The sequence below is a fragment of the Kitasatospora sp. NPDC057518 genome, assembly GCF_042802075.1.
In the GTDB taxonomy this organism is placed as follows: domain Bacteria; phylum Actinomycetota; class Actinomycetes; order Streptomycetales; family Streptomycetaceae; genus Kitasatospora.
Map to the genome: position 1 here is coordinate 1 of NZ_JBHVEU010000050.1, position 21675 is coordinate 21675.

The 21675-nt window shown below is 75.6% G+C and carries 20 protein-coding genes; 14 read left to right on the plus strand and 6 right to left on the minus strand.

Annotation, left to right across the window (positions count from 1 at the left end):
* Positions 1–63: 63 nt before the first annotated feature.
* Together ACFU7Z_RS07930 and ACFU7Z_RS07935 are read right to left on the minus strand one after the other, a co-directional pair.
* The gene (locus tag ACFU7Z_RS07930; RefSeq protein ID WP_049657112.1) at positions 64–456 is read right to left on the minus strand and encodes a MerR family transcriptional regulator; all 393 of its coding nucleotides are present in this window, start codon (positions 454–456) and stop codon (positions 64–66) included.
* Positions 457–472: 16 nt separating this feature from the next.
* Complete coding sequence (locus ACFU7Z_RS07935; RefSeq protein ID WP_380776943.1) at positions 473–1492, minus strand: MDR family NADP-dependent oxidoreductase; 1020 nt, start codon at positions 1490–1492, stop codon at positions 473–475.
* Positions 1493–1730: 238 nt separating this feature from the next.
* Between ACFU7Z_RS07935 and ACFU7Z_RS07940 the strand changes: the two genes are divergently transcribed.
* Positions 1731–2471 carry a PIG-L deacetylase family protein gene (locus ACFU7Z_RS07940; RefSeq protein WP_380776945.1) on the plus strand — a complete coding sequence of 247 codons (741 nt, stop codon included), beginning with the start codon at positions 1731–1733 and terminating at the stop codon, positions 2469–2471.
* A gap of 7 nt (positions 2472–2478) precedes the next feature.
* Here the strand turns inward: ACFU7Z_RS07940 and ACFU7Z_RS07945 are convergent, their stop codons facing one another.
* The 3 genes from ACFU7Z_RS07945 to ACFU7Z_RS07955 all read right to left on the minus strand — a co-directional run bounded on the left by ACFU7Z_RS07945 (position 2479) and on the right by ACFU7Z_RS07955 (position 4198).
* The gene (locus ACFU7Z_RS07945) at positions 2479–3177 is read right to left on the minus strand and encodes a DedA family protein (RefSeq protein WP_380776947.1); all 699 of its coding nucleotides are present in this window, start codon (positions 3175–3177) and stop codon (positions 2479–2481) included.
* 44 nt (positions 3178–3221) lie between these two features.
* Positions 3222–3416: a DUF1918 domain-containing protein gene (locus ACFU7Z_RS07950; protein WP_049659048.1), complete on the minus strand. Its 195-nt coding sequence runs from the start codon at positions 3414–3416 to the stop codon at positions 3222–3224.
* Between the two features lie 119 nt (positions 3417–3535).
* Positions 3536–4198, minus strand: a complete 663-nt coding sequence (locus ACFU7Z_RS07955) for a TetR family transcriptional regulator (protein ID WP_380776949.1) — start codon at positions 4196–4198, stop codon at positions 3536–3538.
* A gap of 376 nt (positions 4199–4574) precedes the next feature.
* On the opposite strand from ACFU7Z_RS07955, the gene ACFU7Z_RS07960 reads away from it, so the two are divergent.
* From ACFU7Z_RS07960 to ACFU7Z_RS07995, 8 genes are all read left to right on the plus strand, one after another.
* Entirely contained in the window at positions 4575–5402 is an 828-nt protein-coding gene (locus ACFU7Z_RS07960) for a phytanoyl-CoA dioxygenase family protein (protein ID WP_375875305.1), read from the plus strand.
* An 11-nt stretch (positions 5403–5413) separates the two neighbouring features.
* Complete coding sequence (locus ACFU7Z_RS07965; protein WP_380776951.1) at positions 5414–5983, plus strand: DUF6309 family protein; 570 nt, start codon at positions 5414–5416, stop codon at positions 5981–5983.
* Positions 5980–10419, plus strand: a complete 4440-nt coding sequence (locus tag ACFU7Z_RS07970; RefSeq protein WP_380776953.1) for an AMP-binding protein — start codon at positions 5980–5982, stop codon at positions 10417–10419. The genes ACFU7Z_RS07965 and ACFU7Z_RS07970 overlap by 4 nt, the downstream gene beginning before the upstream one ends.
* Positions 10420–10430: 11 nt before the next feature.
* A complete protein-coding gene (locus tag ACFU7Z_RS07975) occupies positions 10431–11687 on the plus strand; it encodes an aspartate aminotransferase family protein (protein WP_074004675.1) in 1257 nt (418 codons plus the stop codon).
* Positions 11688–11699: 12 nt separating this feature from the next.
* The gene (locus ACFU7Z_RS07980) at positions 11700–12563 is read left to right on the plus strand and encodes a TauD/TfdA family dioxygenase (protein WP_049659062.1); all 864 of its coding nucleotides are present in this window, start codon (positions 11700–11702) and stop codon (positions 12561–12563) included.
* Positions 12560–13375, plus strand: a complete 816-nt coding sequence (locus ACFU7Z_RS07985; RefSeq protein WP_375875307.1) for an SDR family oxidoreductase — start codon at positions 12560–12562, stop codon at positions 13373–13375. Before ACFU7Z_RS07980 ends, ACFU7Z_RS07985 begins: the two co-directional genes overlap by 4 nt.
* Before the next feature lie 3 nt (positions 13376–13378).
* Positions 13379–14125 (plus strand): class I SAM-dependent methyltransferase, encoded by a 747-nt coding sequence (locus ACFU7Z_RS07990; protein ID WP_380776954.1) that lies wholly within the window; start codon positions 13379–13381, stop codon positions 14123–14125.
* Positions 14126–14408: 283 nt separating this feature from the next.
* Positions 14409–15623: a glycosyltransferase 87 family protein gene (locus ACFU7Z_RS07995; RefSeq protein ID WP_380776955.1), complete on the plus strand. Its 1215-nt coding sequence runs from the start codon at positions 14409–14411 to the stop codon at positions 15621–15623.
* A 61-nt stretch (positions 15624–15684) separates the two neighbouring features.
* On the opposite strand, the gene ACFU7Z_RS08000 is transcribed toward ACFU7Z_RS07995, so the two are convergent.
* Entirely contained in the window at positions 15685–16374 is a 690-nt protein-coding gene (locus tag ACFU7Z_RS08000) for a Tat pathway signal sequence domain protein (RefSeq protein WP_380776956.1), read from the minus strand.
* Positions 16375–16682: 308 nt separating this feature from the next.
* Between ACFU7Z_RS08000 and ACFU7Z_RS08005 the strand changes: the two genes are divergently transcribed.
* The 5 genes from ACFU7Z_RS08005 (at position 16683) to ACFU7Z_RS08025 (ending at position 21664) form a co-directional block, all read left to right on the plus strand.
* Positions 16683–18143 (plus strand): hypothetical protein, encoded by a 1461-nt coding sequence (locus ACFU7Z_RS08005; protein WP_380776957.1) that lies wholly within the window; start codon positions 16683–16685, stop codon positions 18141–18143.
* A 66-nt stretch (positions 18144–18209) separates the two neighbouring features.
* The gene (locus ACFU7Z_RS08010; protein WP_049660250.1) at positions 18210–19013 is read left to right on the plus strand and encodes a methyltransferase domain-containing protein; all 804 of its coding nucleotides are present in this window, start codon (positions 18210–18212) and stop codon (positions 19011–19013) included.
* On the plus strand, positions 18995–19786 hold the full coding sequence (locus ACFU7Z_RS08015) for a maleylpyruvate isomerase family mycothiol-dependent enzyme (RefSeq protein ID WP_380776958.1): 792 nt from the start codon (positions 18995–18997) through the stop codon (positions 19784–19786). The genes ACFU7Z_RS08010 and ACFU7Z_RS08015 overlap by 19 nt, the downstream gene beginning before the upstream one ends.
* Positions 19787–20061: 275 nt before the next feature.
* The gene (locus ACFU7Z_RS08020) at positions 20062–20706 is read left to right on the plus strand and encodes an AAA family ATPase (protein WP_380776959.1); all 645 of its coding nucleotides are present in this window, start codon (positions 20062–20064) and stop codon (positions 20704–20706) included.
* An 88-nt stretch (positions 20707–20794) separates the two neighbouring features.
* Positions 20795–21664 carry an NAD-dependent protein deacetylase gene (locus ACFU7Z_RS08025; RefSeq protein ID WP_380776960.1) on the plus strand — a complete coding sequence of 290 codons (870 nt, stop codon included), beginning with the start codon at positions 20795–20797 and terminating at the stop codon, positions 21662–21664.
* The last annotated feature ends 11 nt before the right edge of the window (positions 21665–21675 follow it).

Here is a 21675-nt window from a genome sequence, read left to right on the forward strand (position 1 = left end):
CGCGCACCCCCGTCGCGAGGTGCCGGGCGAGTCCGCTGCGGAGGCCGGTGACCCGGGCGCCCGTCAGTCCCCGGCCGGGACGTCCGCGCCGCCGGTGGCGATGTGGTGGGCGAGCCTGGCGCGCAGCGCCGTGAGGCGGGCGATCTCGGCGTCCAGCGCGGCCAGCCGGGCGTGGACGACGGGGGCGAAGGTGTCGGGACCGGGGGAGCCGGAGCAGCGCACCGGCGGGTCCTGGTCGAGCAGGTCGAGGCGGTGGGCGCGGCTGGCCAGGTCGTCCACCGTCAGCCCGGTGGCGAGGAGTTGGCGGATCACCCGGACCCGGGCGACCTCGGCGTGGCCGTACTCGCGCTGGCCGGAGGCGGAGCGGGCGGGCGGGTGGAGGAGGCCGCGCTGTTCGTAGAAGCGCAGCGCCCTGGGTGTGGTGCCCGCCGCCGCTGCCGCGTCCCCGATCCGCATGCCCGCTCCCTGGTCGTCAGAGTTCCACGACGGTCGTCCCGAAGGTGTCCCCGGTGAACAGTCCGGTCAACGCTCCGACGGCCCGGTCGATGCCCGCCACCGGCGTCCGGGGCAGGACGATCTCCCCGGCGCGCAGCCAGCCGGCCAGGCGCTCCCGCCACTCGGCCTCCAGGTCCGGGTGGTCGAGCACGGTGAAGCCGCGCAGGCTCAGGCCGAGGGTGGCGACCCGGAAGGCGTCGATCACGGCGGGTGCGTCGCCGCCCCGGCGTTCCGGTGCGAGCTGGCCGTCCAACGCGCCGACCAGGGCGAACCGGGCGCCGTGCCGGGCCGCGTCCACGGCGGCGGTCAGCTGCTCGCCGCCGACCAGGTCCAGCACGACGTCGATGCCCTCCGGTGCCGCCGCGGCCAGTTGCTCGGCGAAGGGCCGCCCGCCGGGCACCAGCGCCGCGTCGTAGCCGAGTTCGGCGGTCAGCCGCTCCGCCTTGGCGGGCGAGCGGGTGGTGCCGATCACCCGGGCGGCGCCGAGCAGCCGGGCGACCTGCCCGGCCACCGTGCCGACCGCGCCGGCCGCGCCGGTCACCAGCACCACGTCGCCCGGGCGCACCCCGGCGGAGCGGGTCAGCCCGCCGTAGCCGGCCGAGGCGGCGGAGACCAGGGCGAGCGGGTCCGGGAAGTCCGACGGGACGGGGGTGAGATGCGCGGCCTCGGCGAGCGCGTGGCTCCGCCAGCCGTTCAGGTGGGTGACCAGGTAGCCGGGGCGCAGCGGCCCGTCCTCCGGTGCGGCCAGCACCTCGCCGAGGGCGGGCCCGAACAGCGCGTCCCCGGGGGCGATGCGCGGCATCGGCAGGCCGGAGCCCGCGCCGCCGATCAGCGTGCGCAGCCCGGGGAAGACCAGGAAGGCCCGGTTGCGGACGAGGACCTCCCCGGGGCCGGGCGCCGCCAGCGGCTCCTCGGCCACGGTGAAGTCCCCGGGGGCGGGCAGTCCGGCCGGTGCGGCGGTCAGCCGGACGACGCGGGCGGTGGTGGGCAGGGCCATGGCGGCACTCCTCTGAGCGGGCGGGGGAGGCGGCGGCGGTCGGTGCCGCCGCGGGACGCCCGGACGCTAACCCCTGACCCTTGCGTCAGGGGCAAGCCGCCTGGCCGCGGAGGTGTCTGACGGGGCGTGGGGGACACGGGTCTTCTAGAGTCACGCGTGGTACGGACGTACGACTGTGATACCCCCGTACGTCCGTACCGCCGGACGACCCCGAGCCGCACCGAGAGGAACGAGCAGCATGACCGAGCAGGCCCCCGAGCCCTTCGAGCCCGTCGACGAGGACTGGCGGACGGCGCTGGCGATCGTCGCCCACCCCGACGACATGGAGTACGGCGGGGCCGCGGCCGTCGCCCGCTGGACCTCGCAGGGCAAGAAGGTCGTCTACGTGATGGTGACCAGCGGCGAGGCGGGCATCGACACGCTGGACCCGGCCGAGTGCGGCCCGCTGCGCGAGGCGGAGCAGATCGCCTCGGCGCGCGTGGTCGGCGTCGACACCGTGGAGTTCCTCGGCCACCCGGACGGCGTGGTGGAGTACGGGCTGCCGCTGCGCCGGGACATCGCCCGGGTGGTGCGCCGGCACCGGCCGGACATCGTGATCACCAGCAACTTCCGGGACACCTACGGCGGGGTGTTCCTCAACCAGGCCGACCACGTCGCGGTCGGCCGGGCCACCCTGGACGGGGTCCGGGACGCCGGGAACCGCTGGGTGTTCCGCGAGCTGCTGGCCGAGGGCCACGAGCCGTGGAACGGCGTGCGGCAGATCTGGGCGGTGGCCTCGCCGGAGGCGAAGCACGCGGTGGACACCACCGGGACCTTCGACCTCGGCGTCGCCTCGCTGGAGGAGCACAAGGCGTACCTGGCCGGGCTGGGCGGGGCGATGGCGGAGCCGCGGGAGTTCCTGGAGGGCTTCGGCCGGGGTGCGGGCAGCCGGCTGGGGACGCGCTTCGCGGTGCCGTTCGAGGTGTTCCCGCTGCGTTGACCTCCGGCTACCCGGAGCCGGAGTCGGGGCCGGAGCCGGCGTCGGGGTCGGAGTCGGCGTCGGCGTCGGTGCCCGCGCGGCGCCGGCGCCGGTAGCGCAGCACCTGCCGGAGCAGGAGGGCGGCGACCAGCACGCCCAACCCGACCGCGAACCAGACCTGGTAGCGCAGCGCCGTGTGGTACACGGCGCCGATGTTGGCACCGGCGAGGTAGCCGAAGGTGCCCCAGACCGCCGTCCACAGCACCGCGCCGAGCAGGTTGAACGCCAGGAACCGGCGCCGGGGCATCTCCGTGGTCCCGGCGATGATCCCGTTGTACTGGCGCAGCCCGTCCACGAAGCGGGCGACCGCGACCACCTTGCCGCCGTGCCGGGCGAAGAAGCCGTCCGCGCGCTCCATCCGGGCCGGGGTGAGCAGCACGTAGCGGCCCCAGCGGTGGACGAAGGCGCGTCCGCCGGTGCGGCCGATCAGGTAGCCGAGGCCGTTGCCGAGCGCGGCGGCGCCGGTGGCGATCAGCAGGACGGCGGCGAGGTCGAGGTGCCCGGTGCCGGCGTACACCGAGGCCAGCACCAGGACGGTCTGCCCGGGCACCGGGACGCCGCAGTTGTCCAGCAGGACGAGCACCGCCACCGCGAGGTACCCGTAGTGGTCCAGCAGTGGCGCGAGTCCGGCGAGTGCCCCGGGCAGCGGGGTCGTGGGGGCGGGCACCGCTCCTCACCACCTCGCGCGGGGCGGGGTGGCGGGGGAGTGGGTCAGCGTTCCGCCTGGCGCTGTTCGATGTTGCAGTCGGGGCCGGGGTAGATCAGGCCCTCGTGGCCGTCCTCGAAGCGGACCACGTACGGCGGTTCGCCGTCGGTGCCGCGCACCTCGACGATCTCGCCCTTCTGGTCCACCATGCCCACCGACCTGCTGTGGATGTGGAGCCGGTCACCTACCGCCGCGTGCATGGTCTGCTCCCTCGGGTCGTGTGCCGGGCCGCCTCCGCGGACGGTTCCCGCTATCCACTGTGCTGCGGGGGCGGCGGGCGCGCAACGCCTCGGGCGGGCGGGGCCCGCGGGGCCGGGCCTCAGCGGGCGGACGGCTGTTGCGCGAGGTAGCCGCGGACCAGCCGCTTGCACTCGGCGATCAGCGCCGGATCGCCGTCCGGGGACTCCCGGAAGGCCAGCTTGAGCACCGCGTCGGCGGCCTCCAGGGCCACCCGCAGGGTCAGCATGACGGCCGTCGGGTCGCCCGCCCGGAACAGTTCGCCGCCGAGCGCCTGGAGCCGCAGGGCGACGGCGGTGTTGTTGTCCACGCCCGCGTCCAGCAGGTACCGGTCGTCCCGGACGCCGGTGGGGACGGCCGGTCCGGCCAGGCCGAAGTCCAGCTGGCCGAAGCCCGGCACCGCGCGCTTCATCGCCACGAACTCCTCCACCGCGAGATCGGTGAAGAGGGCGGGGCCGACCGGCGCGGCGGCGGCCAGCCGGGCGTCCAGGCGCTGGAGGTAGTGGTCGAGGTTGCGGGTGGCGAGCGCCGCCAGCAGGTCCTCCTTGCCGGCGAAGAACTGGTACAGGGTGCCGATCGGCACCTGGGCGCGCTGGGCGACCTCCTTGGTGGTGAGCGCGGTCGCCCCGACCTCGTCCAGCAGCCCGGCGCAGGCGTCCAGGATGCGGCCGTACCGCTCCAGGCTGCGCTGCTGGACCGGGCGGCGCCGGACCGGTCCGGGGGCGGGGTGACTCCTGTCGCTCATGACCTCACTGTGCCGCATCCGCTGTTGCGGCGGCGAATCACCGGGGCGTGAACGGACCGGAGTTCCCTGTGGGACGGGAGACGACTGGTGGCCGGAGCTGAACGGCACGGTGGCGGGAAGGTGTCCACGGGTTGGCATTGGTCTTGTCGTGGACGCGAAGACAGGTTCATACTCCTGAGGCGGACTACCTTGCGTGATCAACGCATGCCTCTTCGTGGTGATCACGATTCAGCTGTGGCGGCCGAGGCGCCTGTGACGGACGCTCCGCCGCCACCCGAGGTCTGGATGACGCCGTGTGCCCCCACTGCCCGCGCCACGTCCCGTGGCGCCGATTCCCTGTGTGTTCCCCGCCGAACGGAAGGAGGGGATCGGTTCGGTGACGCCGTCCTCCGGAGGGCGTGAGGCCCTCGACACCGAGCACCGCCGCCAGTTCCTGGAGTCCGGGTACCTGGTCCTGCCCGGCCTGCTGCCGGAAGCGCTGCGCGAACGGCTCGCGCCCGAGGTGGACCGGTGGGTCGACGAAGGCCTGCGGGCCCGGTCGATCGCCGCGTGCGCCGACCCCTTACGGCACGGACCGCCCCCGCTGCTGGAACTGGAACTGCCCGCCCACGGCGAACTCCTCACCCACCCGCCCCTGTTGCGCACCCTGACCCGCCTGCTCGGGCCGGACTTCGTCTTCCACCACCTGCACAGCGACCGCCAGGACCCGGGGATCCCGGGCAAGGCCTGGCACCACGACTGCGAGCCCAACGACCGCTCCGACCCGTCGCTGCTGATGGTCCACGCGCTGCACTACCTCGGCGGACTGGACGAGAAGGTCGGCAGCCTGGCCGTGCTGCCCGGCTCTCACCTGCGCACCGTCGGCAAGTCCGCCTACGCCCACCACGGCACCGGCGAACTGCCCGGCGAGGTGGTCATCGACCGGCTGCCGCCCGGCTCCACCGTGCTGCTCAACTCGGCGCTGTTCCACACCCGCCGGCCGGCACCCGAAGGGCCGGGCCGCCCCCGGTACTTCGTCGACGCCTCCTACTGCCAGGTGGGAGCGCGCTGGCGCCCGGTGAAGCCGTACTGGCGGCAGATGCTCGCCCGGGCCCGTGAACTGGACCTGGCCGACGGCCAGTGGCCCGAGCTGTTCGCGGAGCGGCACTTCACCGAGTACACCGGCAGCGAACACGCCCGCACCGAGTACACCGGAACCGTCTGAGGAGCACTGCCGTGGAGATCGTCACAGCCGTCGCCTACCCCGAGGTCCACGACGCCTACCTGCGGGACCACCCGGTGGATCGGGCCCACGAGGCGAACAGCAACATGTACGGCGAGGAGAACCTCGACCGTGCCGACCGCATCCCCGGCGGCTGGTGGCGGATCCGGCTCTCCCGGGCGGACGTCCTGGGCATCGTGCTGCCCTGGCACCTGAGCGAGGGCGGGGAGCTCGAACTGGTGCCGCGCTCCGGGCTGACGGTGGCCGAGGCGGCCGAGCGGATCCGGGCCGGCGGAGCGGCCTGGACCGCCGCCAACCCGGTCTGCGCGGCGAAGCTGCGGCTGCTGAGGTGGGCCCCGCTCACGCCCGTCTTCCTCAGCACCGCCCCGGTCGACCACTCCGACTACGGGGACCTCGTGCTCCGGTCGGGGCTGATCCACCTCGACGGCCTGCACCGCATGCTGGCCTGGGAGTTGGCCGGACGGCTGCCCGAGCGGGAGCTGCTGGACGGCTACCTGGTGGGCGACCCGGGGGTGGCCGCCGGGCCCGCCCGGGCGGGCCGGAGGGGGGACGAGTCGGCGTGACCTCCGCGACGCAGCACCTCCGGTCCGCGGCCTGCGGCCATTCGGCCGACCCCGCCCACCGGGCCCGCTCGCTGCCCGACCTGCTCGCCCACCACGCCCGGGCGCACCCCGACCGGCCCGCCCTGGGCGACGGCGTCCGCACCTTCGACTACCGCACGGTCGACACCGCGGCCGACCGGATCGCCGCCCGGCTGGCCGCCGTCGGTACCCGCCGGGGCGACCGGGTCGCCCTGCTCGGGCCCCGGGACGCCCGGATGCTGGTGCTGCTGTACGGCGTGCTGCGCGCCGGCGCGGCGGCCGTGCTCGCCGATCCGGACTGGTCGGCGGCCGACCTGGCCCGGCGGCTGGCCTCCGTCCGGGTGGCCCGGGTGCTCGCCACCGAGGGCGGCCTCGGCGGGGAGGTGGTGGACGTCGAGGCGCTGCCGGAGCTGCCCCCGGTGGCCACCGAGATACGGGGCGAGGACCTCGCGTACCTCTCCTTCACCTCCGGGTCGAGCGGCGAGCCCAAGGCGGTGGCCGTCACCCACGCCAACGCCGTGCACTACGCCCGGGCGCTGGCCGGGCGGCTCGACCTCACCGAGGCCGACGCGCCCCGCGCCGCCCACGTCACCACCCTGGCCGCCGACCTCGGCCACACCGCCTGGCTGCTCGCCCTGGCCACCGGCGGCTCGGTGCACCTCGTGCCGGACCGCGAGGTGCGCGACCCGGAAGCCTTCTGGGCCTCGCTGCGGCGGGCCCGGGTGGACGTGCTGAAGACCACCCCCTCGCATCTGACCGCCCTGCTGGAGGGCCGCCCGGCCGACTCCCCGCCGCTGCGCACCGTGCTGCTCGGCGGCGAGGCGCTGCCCCGCCCGCTCGCCGCCGCCCTGCTCGACGGCGGCACCACCGCGCGGCTGGCCAACCACTACGGACCGACCGAGACCACCGTCGGCGCCACCTGCCTGCTCGTCACCTCCGCCCGCCAACTGCCCGCCGAGGAGCCGACCGTACCGATCGGCACCGCGATCGGCGAGGTGCTGCTGACCGTGGTGGACGGCGACGGCCGGGCGGTGCCGGACGGCTCGGTGGGCGAACTGCTCATCGGCGGCCGGGGCGTGGCCGCCGGGTACTTCGGCCGGCCGGACGAGACCGCCCGCGGCTTTGTCCGGCGCGACGGCCGACTCGTCTACCGCACGGGCGACCTGTGCCGGCGGCGGCCGGACGGCAGCCTGGTCTTCCTGGGCCGGGTGGACCGCCAGGTCAAGGTCCGCGGCTACCGGGTGGACCTCGCCGAGGTCGAGCGGGCGATGGACGGCCACCCGGGCGTCGCCCGCTCGGCGGCGCTGCTGCGGGAGACCGCGCTCGGCAACCAACTCATCGGTGTCGTACGGCTGTTGGACGGCGCTGGCGGCGCGGACGGCGCAGGCGGGGCCGGGAGCCTGGACGGGCTGCGGGCGCACCTGCGGGACCGGCTGCCCGGCTACTCCGTGCCGCAGCCGATCCTGGTGCTGCCGCGGTTCCCGGTCGGACCGAACGGCAAGCTCGACCGGCAGCGGCTGGCCGAGCTGGCGGCCGAACTGGTCGAGGCCCGGGCCGAGTCGGACGGAACCGAGTCGGACGGAACCGGGTCGGACGGAACCGAACCGGACGACACCGGGGTGAACGGCGCCGCGGGGAGCGGACCGGCCGGGGAGATCGCCCGGTTCTGGGCGGGCGCCCTGGGCCTGCCCGCCGTCGGGCCGCGCGCCGACGTGCTCGGCCTCGGCGGGGACTCCATCCTCGCCATGCGCACCATCGCCCTCCTGCGGCGCTCCGGCCTGCGGGTCGCCTACGAGGACTTCTACCGGTACCCGACGGCGGAGGGCCTGGCGGCGGTCGCCGTCCCGGTCGCGCCGTCCGTCCCGGCCCCGCGCGGCTCCACGAGCGGTCGCCGACTCGCCCCGGCCCAGCGGTGGTTGTACCGGCAGCGGACGGTGCGGGACCTGCGGCACTGGAACCAGTCGGTGCTGCTGCGCTGTCGCACCGCCGTCGACCCGGAGGCGCTCTCGGCGGCCGTCGCGGCCGTCCTGGAACGGCACCCGGCGCTGCGCCGGCCGGTCACCCCGGACGGCTGCGGCGAGGTCCGGGCGGTGGCCGAGCTCGACCCGGTCTCCTTCTCCCGGATCCCGCGCGCGGCCGGGGAGATCGCCGACACCGTCGCCGGGGTCTGCACCGAACTCCACCGCAGCCTCGACCCGTCGGCCGGCCGGCTGCTGCGCGCCCACCTGTTCACCGGTCCGCCCGGCACCGACGACCGGCTCGCGCTGATCGCGCACCACCTGGTGGTCGACGGGCTGTCCTGGCGGATCCTGCTGGACGACCTGGCGCACGCGTACCGGGCGGTGCTCGACCGGAAGCCGGTCGACCTGCCGCCGACGGCGGACTTCTACGCCTGGGCGGCGGTCTCGTCCTCCGTCGCGGCGGAACCCGTCGCCGGGGACACCACCGTCGGGGGAACCGGGGAGGTCGGGGAAGCCGAGGAGGCCGGAGAGGCCGAGGAGCCCGCCGCGCTCAGCTGGGCGCTCGACCCGGACGCCACCGCCCGGCTGATCGCCCGGCACGGTGCCGGGGCCGGGCTGGAGGCCGTACTGCTGGCCGCCTTCGCCGAGGCCGTCACCGGTGACAGCGGCCGCCCCCGGCTCGCGGTGGAGGTCGAGACCCACGGCCGGGACGCGGTCGGCGACCCGGGCGAATTCCTGGACACCGTCGGCTGGTTCACCGCCGTCAAGCACGTCGAGCTGGACGCCGGGGCCACCCCGGACACCGTGGCCCGGCGGCTGCGCGAGGCCCCCGTCCGGCCGATGGACGGGCCCGGCGGACGGCCCGCCGTCGGCTTCAACTTCCTCGGCACCTTCCGGCTGCCCGAGGAGCCCGCGCTGGACTGGACCGTCGCCGCCGAACAGGCCGGCACGGCCCGCTGTACGGGCGGCGACCCGCTGTACGAACTGCGGCTCACCGCACGGGTGGTGGAGCAGCGGCTGGTCGCCGACCTGGTGTACGGCCGGCCCGGCCTGCCGCACCCCGCCGCCGAGCGGATCACCGGGCGGTTCGCCCGCGCCGTGGCGGCCGAGGCGCGGGCCGAGGTCGTCGGCCGGACCGACGCGCGGGCCGACGCCGAGGCGCCGGAGGCCGCACCGCCCGTCCGGGCACCGCTGTCCACCTCCGGCCAACTGCTGCACCCCGGTGTCGCCCCGACGGCCCGGGCGACGGTGCGCGAACCCGCCCGGGTGCTGCTCACCGGCGCCACCGGCTACCTCGGGCGGCACCTGCTGGAGGCCTTCCTGGCACGCGGCGCCGAGGTCACCTGCCTGGTGCGGGCCGCCGACGACGCCGAGGCGCTGAAGCGGCTCGGCACCGGCGCGGCGGGCGCGGTCCGGCCCGCCCGGGCGCTCGCCGGGGACATCGACCGGGACGGCCTCGGCCTCTCCCCGGCCGCACTGGAACACGCCCGGGGCGCCCACCTGGTGGTGCACGCGGCGGCGGACGTCCGGCTGGTGGCCTCGCCCGACGAGCTGGAGCGCACCAACCACACGGCGGTGCGCCGACTGCTCGACTGGGTCGGGGAGCACGCCCCGGACGCCCGGGTCCACCACGTCTCCACGCTGGCCGTCTCGGGCGGCGTCGACGGCCCGCCGCGCCGCTTCAGCGAGGCGGACCTGGAGATCGGCCAGCACTTCCGCACCCCGTACGAGCGGACCAAGTACCGGGCCGAACAGGCCGTCCGGGCCTGGGCCGCCCGCGGGCACGCCGCCTACCTGCACCGCAGCGGCCACATCGCGGCGCACAGCCGGACCGGCGCGTTCCAGGCCAACGCCGGCGACAACCGGATCTACCAGCTGCTCCGCGGCTACCTGCTGGCCGGCGCCGCGCCGAGCCGGCCGGGCACCGCCTTCGCGTTCTCGTACGTGGACACGGTGGCCGCCGGGATCGCCGCGATCGCCCTCGACCCGTACGCCGCGCCCGGCGCGTACCACGTGGAGACGCCGCACGCCGTCCCGCACGACGAGCTGGTGCGGTGGCTGGCCGGGCACGGCCACGCCGTACGGCTCACCGACGAGGCGGCCTTCGCGGCCGCCCTCGCCCGGGCCGAGCGCCGCCACCCGACGGCCGCCCGGGTGGCCGCCGCCTGGGCGGCGCAGGAGGAGCGCCGCGTCCTGGTGGACAGCTCGTACACCACCGCGGTGCTCGACCGCCTGGGCGTGCGGTTCGCCGCGCCGACCCCGCGGTGGTGGTCGGCCGCACTCACCTGGGCCGCCGAGGCCGGCTACCTGCCGCCCGCCGGCCCGACCCCGCCCACCCGTGACGACATCCGTGACGACGTCAGCGACAGCGCCGATCACGACACCCGTGACGACGTCCGCGACGGCGCCGGTCACGACCCCCGAGACGACATCCGTGAAGGCAGGACCAACCCGTGAAGGCAGGCCCCGTGTCCCAGCTCTCCCCGGCGCTCAAGCAGGCCACCCCGGTCGTCGCCGTACGCGGCGAAGGACTCCACCTCTACGACGCCGACGGCCGCCGCCACCTCGACTTCACCTCCGGCGTGGGGGTGACCAGCACCGGCCACTGTCACCCGAAGGTGGTCGAGGCCGTCCGGGAACAGGCCGGCCGGCTCATCCACGGGCAGTACACCACCGTGCTGCACGACCAGCTCCTCACGCTCACCGAGCGGCTCGGCGAGGTCCTGCCGTCCGGCCTGGACTCGCTGTTCTACGCCACCGCCGGCACCGAGGCGGTGGAGGCCGCGCTGCGGCTCGCCCGGCACGCCACCGGGCGGCAGAACGTGATCGTCTTCGAGGGCGCGTTCCACGGCCGCACCATGGGCGCGGCCTCGCTCACCACGGCCGGCACCCGGTTCCGGGCCGGCATCGGCCCGCTGATGCCCGGGGTCGCGGTGGCGCCCTTCCCGGCCGCGTTCCGGCTCGGGCTGTCCGAGGACGAGGCGGTGGCGCACGCCCTGCGCGGACTGGACGAGGTGCTCGCCACCGTCTCCGCGCCCGCCGAGACGGCCGCGATGTTCGTCGAGCCGGTGCTCGGCGAGGGCGGCTACGTCCCGGCCCCGCCCGGCTTCCTGGCCGGGCTGCGCGAGCGGGCCGACCGGCACGGGATCCTGCTGGTGGTGGACGAGGTGCAGACCGGCTTCGGCCGCACCGGCCGGTTCTGGGCCCACCAGTACGAAGAAGGGGTGCGCCCCGACGTCCTGATCACCGCCAAGGGCCTGGCCAGCGGCTTCCCGCTGTCCGCGATCGCCGCGCCCGCCGAGCTGATGGGCCGTGCCTGGCCCGGCTCGCAGGGCGGCACCTACGGGGGCAACCCGGTGGCCTGCGCCGCCGCGCTGGCGACCCTGGACGTGCTGCGCGAGGAGCGGCTGGTCGAGAACGCGGCCGAGCAGGGCGCCCGGCTGCTGGCCGGACTGCGGGCGGTCGCCGCCGAGGCGCCCGGGATCGCCGACGTCCGCGGGCTCGGACTGATGGCCGCCAGCGAGTTCTGCCGCCCGGACGGCACCCCGGACCCGGAGGCGGCCCGGCGCGCCCAGCAGGCCGCGGCCGAGCACGGCCTGCTGCTGTTGCTGTGCGGGATCCACCTCAACACGGTCCGGATGATCCCCGCGCTGGTGGTCACGGCCGAACAGATCGACGAGGGCCTGGAACTGTGGGCGAAGGCCGTCGCGGCCGGCGGCCGGTAGGGAGGAGAGGACATGGACGCGGTGACCGAAATCGGCTGGAGCAGCCTGGAGTTGGACGCCCGGCGGGAGCTCTGGTCGCTCCCGCTGGAGGAACGGGAGCGGCGGCTGCTCTGGGCCGACGCGCGGGCCGGGCAGTGGGGCGCGGGTGAGCAGGTGCGGACCAGGCTGCGGGAGTTCGTCCGGAACGCCGCCGACTCGGTGGGCATCACCCATGTGAGCGGCCTGGTGGACGCGACCCGCCCGGAGCAGGAGATCACCGAGGTGCTCTCCTTCCTGCTGGGCGACTTCGGCCGGATCGTCCCGCAGAACGGGCGCGGCGACCTCACCTCGGTGCTGCACGACCAGGACGGCGACGGAAACACCGAGCTGGGCTTCCACTGCGACACCTGCGACCTGCTGGTCCTGCTCTGCCTGCGGCCCGCCTTCGACGGCGGCGGGCTGACCAAGCTGGCGAGCGCCCGGCACGTGCACGACCTGATCGAGCGGGAGCGGCCGGACGCGCTGGCCACGCTCCGCGAGGAGTGGACCTTCGAGCGCAGCGGCCGGGCCGGTCCGCAGGTGGTGGTCACCCCGATCCTGTACGACCGCAAGGACGGGACGATCGGGTGCTACTACCAGACCCGCACCGTCCGCTCCTCTCCCGACCGCGGTGGACCGGAATTGACGGACCGTCAGTGGGAGGCGCTCGGCGTGCTGGACGAGGTGCTCTACCGGCCGGAGATCGCCTTCGGGCTGCCGATGGCCGCCGGTGACCTGCTGATCATCCGCAACAGCCGTGTGCTGCACGGGCGTTCGCCGTTCATCGACGAGCCGGGCCCGTACGCCCGGCGGATGCTGCGGGTCTGGGTGAACGAGGGGGAGGAGTGGACGCCGTGACCGCTGGAGCCGAGAGCACGGGAGCCGTGACCGCCGGAGCCGGCACCGGAGGCGCGCCCGCACCGCACGGGCGGGTGGCGATCGTCACCGGCGGGGGCAGCGGCCTCGGCCGGGCCTCGGCACTGGCCCTGCTGGCGGCCGGCTGGACCGTGGCCGTCGCCGGGCGGCGCAAGGACGCGCTGGAGGAGACCGCCGCCCTGGCCGGGCCCGGGGCCGCCCGGGTGCTGCCCGTCCCGACGGACATCCGCAGCCCGGAGGAGGTCGCCCGGCTCTTCGACACCGTCCTCGACCGCTACGGCCGGGTGGACCTGCTGTTCAACAACGCGGGCGCCGCCGCCCCGCGCCGGCCGATCACCGAGACCCCGTTCGAGGACTGGAACCGGGTGCTGGACACCATCGTCACCGGCGGCTTCCTCTGCGCCCGCGAGGCCTTCCGGGTGATGAGCACCCAGACCCCGCAGGGCGGGCGGATCATCAACAACGGCGCGCCCTCGGCCTACGTGCCGCGCCCCAACTCCATCGCGTACACCGCCGCCAAGCACGCCGTGCTCGGCCTCACCAAAGTGCTCGCCCTGGACGGCCGGGCGTACGGCATCTCCTGCGGGCAGATCGACGTCGGCAACGTCACCCCGGTGGACGGCGGCCCGCAGCCGGCCGCGATGCAGGCCGACCGGACCATGGCCGTCGAGGCGACCATCCCGGTGGACCGCTTCACCGAGGCCCTGGTGCTGATGGCCTCGCAGCCGCCGGACACCACCATCCAGTCCCTGGTCGTGCTGCCGACCACCATGCCGTTCGTCGGAAGGGGCTGAGCCGTGCTGGTCAGCGCACGCTCCTTCGCGGAGTACCGGGCGATGTTCGCGCTCACCGAACGCGACCTGGCGCAGCGCGTCCTGGACTGCCCGGCCGGCGCCGCGAGCTTCGTGGCGGAGGCCGGGCGGCGCGGCATCGACGCCGTCGCCGTCGACCGCCAGTACGCCGAGCACCGCGAGGAGCTGGGCCTGCTGGTGGAGCGGGAGACCGGCTTCAAGCGCGAGCGGCTGGTGAAGGAGACGGCCGACCACGTGTGGTCCTGGTACACCGACGCGGACGACATGATCCGCCAGTGGACCGCCAACGCCCGGGACTTCCGCGCCGACATCGCCGCCCGCCCGGACCGCTACGTGGCCGGCTCGCTGCCCGAACTCCCCTTCGCCGACGACTCCTTCGACCTGGTGCTCAGCTCGCACCTGCTGTTCTCGTACGGCAACCGGCTGGACGGGGACTTCCACCGGGCGGCCCTGCTGGAGCTCGCCCGGGTGGCACGGCACGAGGTGCGGGTGTTCCCGCTGATGGTGTACGACACGCGGGAGCGCTACCCCGGGCTGGAGCCGCTGCGCGAGGAACTGGCGGACCTCGGCGTCCCCAGCCGGGTGGAGCGGGTGGCCTACGAGTTCCGGCCGGGGGAGGACGAGATGCTGGTGCTCGCCACGGCGGGCTACCGGACGCCGGCCCGGACCGCGGCGGGCGCCGCGGTGGCCGAGGACCCGGTGCGGTGGCGGCACCGGGAGGCCGGGGACTGACCGCTGCCGGTCGCCCGCTCGCGCCCCGGGCCGGAGCCGTACGAGCTCAGGCCCGGGGCGGGCCCGGGTGGGTCGGTCCGCGGGTCGGTCGGTGGGTCGGTCGGCGGCCCGGTCGGCGGCCCGCGGAAATCCGTACCGGTTCGTTGTCGTCCGTTTCCGGTGGGTGCCGCGTCCTGGTGGTATGAACCACTGTCCAGTCCGACCCGAACCCGACCTGCGCCCCGGCCCTCAGGAAGCCGCGCCGGAACGAGGGACCCCGCCTCCGCGCCGGGCCGATCCGGTGGTGCCGGTGCCGGTGGCGGTGGCGGTGGCGGCGGTGGCGTCCGCGCTCCTGCTCCGGGGCCTGCTGCTGCAGTACGAGTCGTCGGACTGGTACTACTTCCTCGGCCCCTGGTACCGGTACATCGCGGCGCACGGCGGATTCCAGGCCCTCGGCGACACCGGCTTCTCGGACTACAACGTCCCCTACCTGTACCTGATGGCCGCGCTCGGCCGGCTGCCGGTGCCCGCGCTGGCGGCGGTCAAGTGCCTGTCGGTCCTCTTCGACCTGGCGCTGGCCTACTACACCCACCGCATCGTCGCGCTGCGGTGGCCGCACCGGCCCTGGCGGCCCTTCGCGGCGGCGGTGACCGTGCTGTTCCTGCCCACGGTCGTGACCAACAGCGGGTGGTGGGCCCAGGCCGACGCGATCTTCACCGCCTTCCTGCTCGGCGGCGTCCACCACCTCCTGCGCGGCCGGCCCTGGTGGACCTGCGCCTTCTTCGGGATCGCCCTGGCCTTCAAGCTCCAGGCGGTCTTCCTCTTCCCCCTGCTGCTCGTCGTGGTCCTGGCCCGGCGGATTCCATGGCGGTGCCTGCTGGCCGTCCCGGCCGCCTACCTGGCGCTCGACGTCCCCGCCGTGCTGCTCGGCGCCGACCCCTGGCAGCTGCTGACGGTGTACGCCCGGCAGACCGGGACCTACCGGGACCTCACGCTCAACGCGCCGTCGGTCTACCAGTTCGTCTCGGTGCCGTCCGGCGAGGACGACCCGGTGCGCCGGGCGGGCGTGCTGGTCGCGGGCCTGCTGGTGCTGGCGCTGATCGCCCTGGCGGTCCGGGCCCTGCGAAGCACCGGAAGCGCGGCTGAAAGGTCCGGGACTGGGAAGTCCGAGGCTGGTACGTCCGCGGCCGGGAGCGGCGGGGCGGGGCTCACCGGGACGGGGATCCTGCTGCTGGCCACCGTCTTCGCGATCGCGGTGCCGTTCCTGCTGCCGTCCATGCACGAGCGCTACTTCTACGTCGCGGACGTCCTCAGCGTGATCGTCGCCTTCCACCTGCCCCGGCGGCTCTGGTACCTGCCGGTGCTGGTCCAGCTCGCGTCCTTCGGCAGCTACCTCAAGTTCATCGCGCCCGGCGTGGCGCCGTACCTGTCGATGCCGGCCCACGGCGCGCTGATGCTGCTGGCACTGGTCGCCGTACTCCGGGCCGCCGCCCGGGAGTTCGGCCTGCTCCGGGTCTGACCGGAGCCGGGGTGGGCCCGGCGGCGCTGCCACGCCCGCCCCGACTCCCTCGCGGGTGCGGTCAGTTGACGAAGACCGCCGGGCTTCCCGACTGGCTGGTGTCCGCGACCGGCCCGTACGTCGCGGAGAAGTAGCCGTCGGCCGGGCAGAGCGTCGAACCGCCGCTCTTGGCGAAGTGCTCGGTGCGGAAGGCCAGGCTGTGCGCGGTGTTGTCGGCGCTGCCGGTGAACGCGCCGCTCAGCTGGTAGGAGCAGGTGATGGTGCCGAACCAGGTGTCCAGCACGGCGGTGGCCTGGATCGTCCCGGCGGACCCGCCGGTCAGGGTGACCGGCAGGCCGGGCGCGTCGGAGACGGTGACGCCGTACGGCAGGTTGCCGACCGTCAGGCTGCGCACCGAGGTGACCCCGGTGACGTTGGCGGTGCACGAGCCGAAGGTCAGCCCGGTCAGCGACGCGGTCGCGCTGCCCGGCGCCGCCGGGTTGCCCAGCACCGAGGCCGAGAGCTGCGAGGTGGCGCAGGTGACACCGGTGGTGCTGGTCGCGGTCGAGTAGAAGGTGGCCTTGGTGCCCGGGGCGAGCGGTGCGGCGAGCGCGTCGCCGACGGCGACGGCGGTGCCGCCCGCGCTCCCGGCGGTGAGCACCGGGCCGGCGGCGAGGGACTCGGGTGACGCGGAGGCGGGTACGGCGGCCAGCGCGAGCGCGGCGGTCGCGCAGACGGCGGCGGCGGTGGCGGGGAGGCGGCTGAAGCGCATGGGAAAACCTCTTCCTCGGTGAGGGGCGAGAAGACGTCCTCTCGCGCGCTCCCGAGCGGTGGGGGCCGGGGAGCGCGCGGCGTTTCCGGGTCCACAGGGTCCAGCCGTGACCGCATGCCGTCAAGGCGATCGGACGAACTTGCTGACATTTCGTCAACAAGACCGTCCTCGTCCACAAGACCGTCCTCGCCGACGGCGCCACGGCGCCACGGCGCCACGGCGCCCGGGGCTTGCGGCGCGGGTCTTCCCTCCACCCGCCGGGAACCGCCACTGTGGTGGACGCGGATCCCTCGGACGGGGTGGGTGGAGTGGGCGACCAGCACGAGACGCACAACAGGATCAGCCAGAGCACCATCCACGGCAACGTGTTCATGGGCGGCGTCCTCACGCTGATGGGCGGCCGCAGACCGCGCCTGCGGCTGCTGATCGCCGTGCTGAGCGTGCTGGCCCTGCTGGGCGCCGGCACGACGTACTGGGCACTGACCGCGACGGAGGGCGGCAGGGGGCCGGAACTCGGTGCCCACTACGACCCCGAGCACGCCGACGCCGACTCGACCACGGTCGTCCCCCGGGTCGTCAAACCGACCGACCCGCCGGCCGTCACCGGCTGCGAAGCCGCCCGGACGTGGGCGCACGCGCAGGGCGGTACGGACGTGGGCGCGTCGCCGCTGTCGATCTCGATGGTCGGCAACGGCCACACCGTGGCGATCGAACAGGTGCGGGCGACCATCGTGGGCGAGCCCCGCGACCCGCTGCCCGGCACGGTCGTGGACTGCGCCGGACAGGGGGAGGGCAAGAAGATCGACATGGGCGTCGACCTGGACTCCCCGAACCCGGTCGCGCTGATCGGGGCCGCCGGACCGGTGTCGTTCGCCCCCTACTTCACCGACAAGTACCTCTACCTGGAGGACCGGAAGCCCGAGATCGTCAGCCTCACCGTGCTCGCGACCCGGCACAGCTACGACTACGTGCTCACGGTCGAGGGCACCGTCGACGGCAAGCGCCGCACCTGGACGCTGAAGGACGGCGACCGCCCGTTCCACGTCTCCGGGGTGCGCAGGGAGTCCGGCACCGAGCTGTCGACCCATGGCAGGGGCTGGGAGACGAGCTACGGCACCGGTTCCGGCGAGCGCATCCGGTGCAACCCCTGCTACGACCAGGACCAGCAGGAGATCCCGGGCACCACGGTCGCCGTCGCGCCGGCCGGCTACAGCTTCCCCGCCAAACCGGGATACCAGCCGGGGGATCCGATCGCCCCGCCGAAGGACCGGCCGACCGCGCAGACGCCGCCGCTGACGGTGGACGGGCACGACGCGGAGTCCGTCGCGATCGCCTGGGCCGTCACCTCGGGCACCTTCGACACCTCCCGCGGCGACACCGGGCCGGCGGCCGTCCTGAGCCGGTCGCACCGGTACCTGACGTCCGAACTGGCCGCCGCCGGCGGCGGGTTGACCGCCTGCGAGGAGAACGGGCCGGCCTGGCCCGCCGACCTGACCGCACGCCGGGGCTGGTCGCTGGTCAGATGGGTGGTCGCGGGGCCCGCGGCGGGCCGCTTCGATCCGCGCGACCTCACCGGCGAGGTGGTCGAGCTGGAGGTCTCCGTCTACTGCACCTACGCCGCCGAAGAGGGCTGGTTCCGAACGCCCAGGCAGTCGTACACCCCGCGACTGACGCTCCGACGCGGGCCCGACGGCGGCTACCTGATCTCCGACATCGGCAAGGTGACCTACGACATCCCGGCGCTCACCGACCCGGCCCCGCAGCCCTGAACGGCCCGACCCGAGTGCCGCGCCCCGAGGGCCTGTCTTCGAACTCGCGTCTGCGAGAATCCCGGCATGGCTGAGCACGAGAGCGACCACGGCTACCTCCTGGACAACCGCCAGTCGGAGGCGGGCATCCGCTTCGGCGCCCTCGCCGAACTCTTCGACCCGGTGACCTTCCGGCACGTCGACGCCCTCGGGATCGGCCCCGGCATGCGCTGCTGGGAGGTCGGCGCGGGCGGCCCCTCGGTGCCGCTCGGGCTCGCCGAGCGGGTCGGCCCGACCGGCGCGGTGGTCGCCACCGACATCGACGTCTCCTGGACCGCCCCCGCCGCCGGCGGCGTGATCGAGGTGCTGCGCCACGACGTGGCCGCCGACCCGCCGCCGCCCGGCGGCTTCGACCTGGTGCACGCCCGGCTGGTCCTGGTGCACGTCGCCGACCGCGCCGAGGCCCTGCGCAGGATGGTGCGGGCGCTGCGCCCCGGCGGCCGGCTGCTCCTGGAGGACGCCGACCCGGCCCTGCAACCGCTGCTCTGCCCCGACGAGTCCGGCCCCGACGAGCGCCTCGCCAACCGGCTGCGGACCGGCTTCCGCACCCTGATGGCGGGCCGCGGCGCCGACCTCGCGTACGGGCGGACGCTGCCCAGGGCGCTGCGCGAGGCGGGCCTGGTCGACGTCCAGGCCGACGCGTACTTCCCGATCACCTCGCCGGCCTGCGCGGTCCTGGAGGACGCGACCGTCCGGCAGATCCGCGGACTGCTGGTACGGGAAGGCCTCGCGACGGACGAGGAGATCGACCGCCACCTGGCCAACGTCGCGACCGGCCGGCTCGACCTGGCCACCGCCCCGATGATCTCGGCGTGGGCGCGCCGCCCGTGATGTCCCCCGGGCCGCCGCCCGCAGGCCTGGACGGGGCCGGGGCCGGCGTGCTGCTCGCCGAGGTGCGCGCCTCCGCCGGGCGGGTCCTCGCCACCGTCGGCACGCTGACCGACCGGCAGGCCCGCGAGCCCTCCGCACTGCCCGGCTGGAGCCGCGCCCACGTCCTCACCCACCTCGCCCGCAGCGCCGACGCGTACCGGTGGCTGCTGACCGTGGCCCGCACCGGCACCGAGCCGGGTCCGCGCGCCGGGGCCGCCGCGCCGGACCACGCCTGGGGCGAGGGCGCCGGGCGCGGTGCGGCGGAGCCGGCCGCCGACCTGCGGAACAGCCTGGACGGGATGTTCGCGGCCGCCGACGCGATGCCCGTCGAACGGTGGTCCACGCCGGTCACCGCCCTCGCCGGCTGGCGGCACCCGGCGTGGTTCACCCTGCACCGGGCGTGGCGGGAGCTCGAAACCCACCACGTCGACCTGGACCTCGGCCACTCGACCGCCGACTGGCCCACCGGGTACGTCGCCTGGGCGCTCGACGGGACGGCGGCCGCCCTGGCCGCGCGCGGATTCCCCGTCGCCCGGCTGACGGCCACCGACCTCGGCCGCGACTGGGCCCTGGCCCCGTCCGGCCCCACCGTCAGCGGCCCCGGCCACGCCCTGCTCGCCTGGCTGTCGGGGCGCGGGTCGGTGGAGCGCCTGCGGGCGGAGGGCCTGCGGGCGGACGGGCCGCTGCCCGGGCCGCCGGGGTGGCCGCTGCCGCCGGTGCCCGGCTGGGGCTGAGGCGGCGGGTCCGGCGTCCGGTCGCCGGAATGCGGCAACATCTGCTCCTGTAGCGGCGGTTCGGCCTCGTTCACCTCCGCGTCGGCGGGGTTTCCCGAGGGGCGGGTCCACTGGAACGGCGGCTCCGGCGGGTTCCGGCGGCGCGATGCCGCCGTCCGCCGTCCGCCACCCGCAGGGGAGGTGGCGGGCGGCGGCCGCCCGGCGCAGACTCAGCAGGCATGACGCCCTCCCTCCCGACCACGGACCGAACCCCGACCACGGACCGAACCCCGACCATGGACCGACGCCCGCACCTGCTCGTCGTGAGCGGCCCGCCCGGGGCGGGCAAGACCACGCTGGCGCACGCCCTGGCCGACGCGCTCGGCCGCCCAGCGGTCTGCCGGGACGAGATCAAGGAGCGGATGGCCGCTGCCCGGCCGGCCCCGGCCGAGGAGCTGGGCCTGGACCTGGGCCTGGACCAGGACCTGAACCAGCGGACGCTGACCGAGTTCTTCCGCACCGTCGACGGACTCCTGCGCGCGGGAACGGACCTGGTGGCGGAAGCGGCCTTCCAGGACCGGCTGTGGCGGCCCGGTCTGCTGCCGCTCGTCGGCCGCGCCGAGCTGCGCATCGTACGCTGCACCGTCGACCCCGGGACCGCCCGCGAGCGCATCGCCCGCAGGGCCGCCGAGGAACCCGGTCGCGCCGTCCACGCGGACGGTGAGCTGCTGCGCCGCATCGCGCGCGGCGAGCGGCCGATCGAGTCCTGGGTGCCGATCGCGCTGGACGCCCCCTGCCTGGCCGTGGACACCACCCGGGGCTGGAACCCGCCGCTGGAGCGGATCACGGCCTTCGCCGCCGGTGCCGCCGGTGCCGCCGGTGCCGCCGAGGAGCCGTCCGGGCGGGCGGGGAACCACGTGCCGCAGGGTCGGAAGAGCTGACAGGACCGCGCGGTGCCGCGATCACGTCCCGATGCGTCCGGGACCTGTGCCGGCCCCTCCTGCGGCGCCACGCCCTAACCTCGACGGTATGGACGCGTTCGAACACCCGGGCGGGCAGGCCGCCGTTCCCCCGGGGGAGGAGTTGGAAGGCCTGGTACGGCTGCTGGACCGGCGCGGCGCGGTGGTGCTCAGCGGGGCCGGCCTGTCCACCGAGTCCGGTATCCCCGACTACCGCGGCGCCACCGGCCGCCGCCGCAGCGGCACCCCGATGACGTACCAGGAGTTCACCGGCAGTGCGGAGGCCCGGCGCCGCTACTGGGCCCGCAGCCACACCGGCTGGCCCGCGATCGCCGGGGCCCGGCCCAACGCCGGGCACCACGCGGTGGAACGGCTGCGCCGGGCCGGGCACGTCGCGGCGGTCATCACCCAGAACGTCGACGGCCTCCACCACGCGGCCGGCACCCGGGAGGCCGTCGAGCTGCACGGCGGACTCCGCCGGGTGGTCTGCCTCGACTGCCGCCGCACCAGCACCCGGGCCGAGCTGGACCGGCGGCTGGAGGAGCTCAACCCGGGCTTCCGGCCGACCCGGGCGGAGCTGCGGCCCGACGGCGACGCGCGGCTGCCGCAGTCCGCGGTGGACGGCTTCCGGGTCGCCGCCTGCACGGCGTGCGGCGGCGTGCTCAAGCCCGACGTGGTCTTCTTCGGCGAGAACGTCCCGCCGCCCCGGGTCGAGCACTGCTACGAACTGGTCGACGCGGCGGGCTCGTTGGTGGTCCTCGGGTCCTCCCTGGCGGTCCTGTCCGGGCTGCGCTTCGTCCGCCGCGCCGCCCGGGCCCGGCTGCCGGTCGCGATCGTCAACCAGGGGCCGACACGCGGGGACGAACTCGCCGGGCTCCGCCTCGACCTGCCGCTGGGGGCGGCCATGACGGAGGTCGCCCGGCTGCTCGACGCGGCCTGACCGGGTCGGCC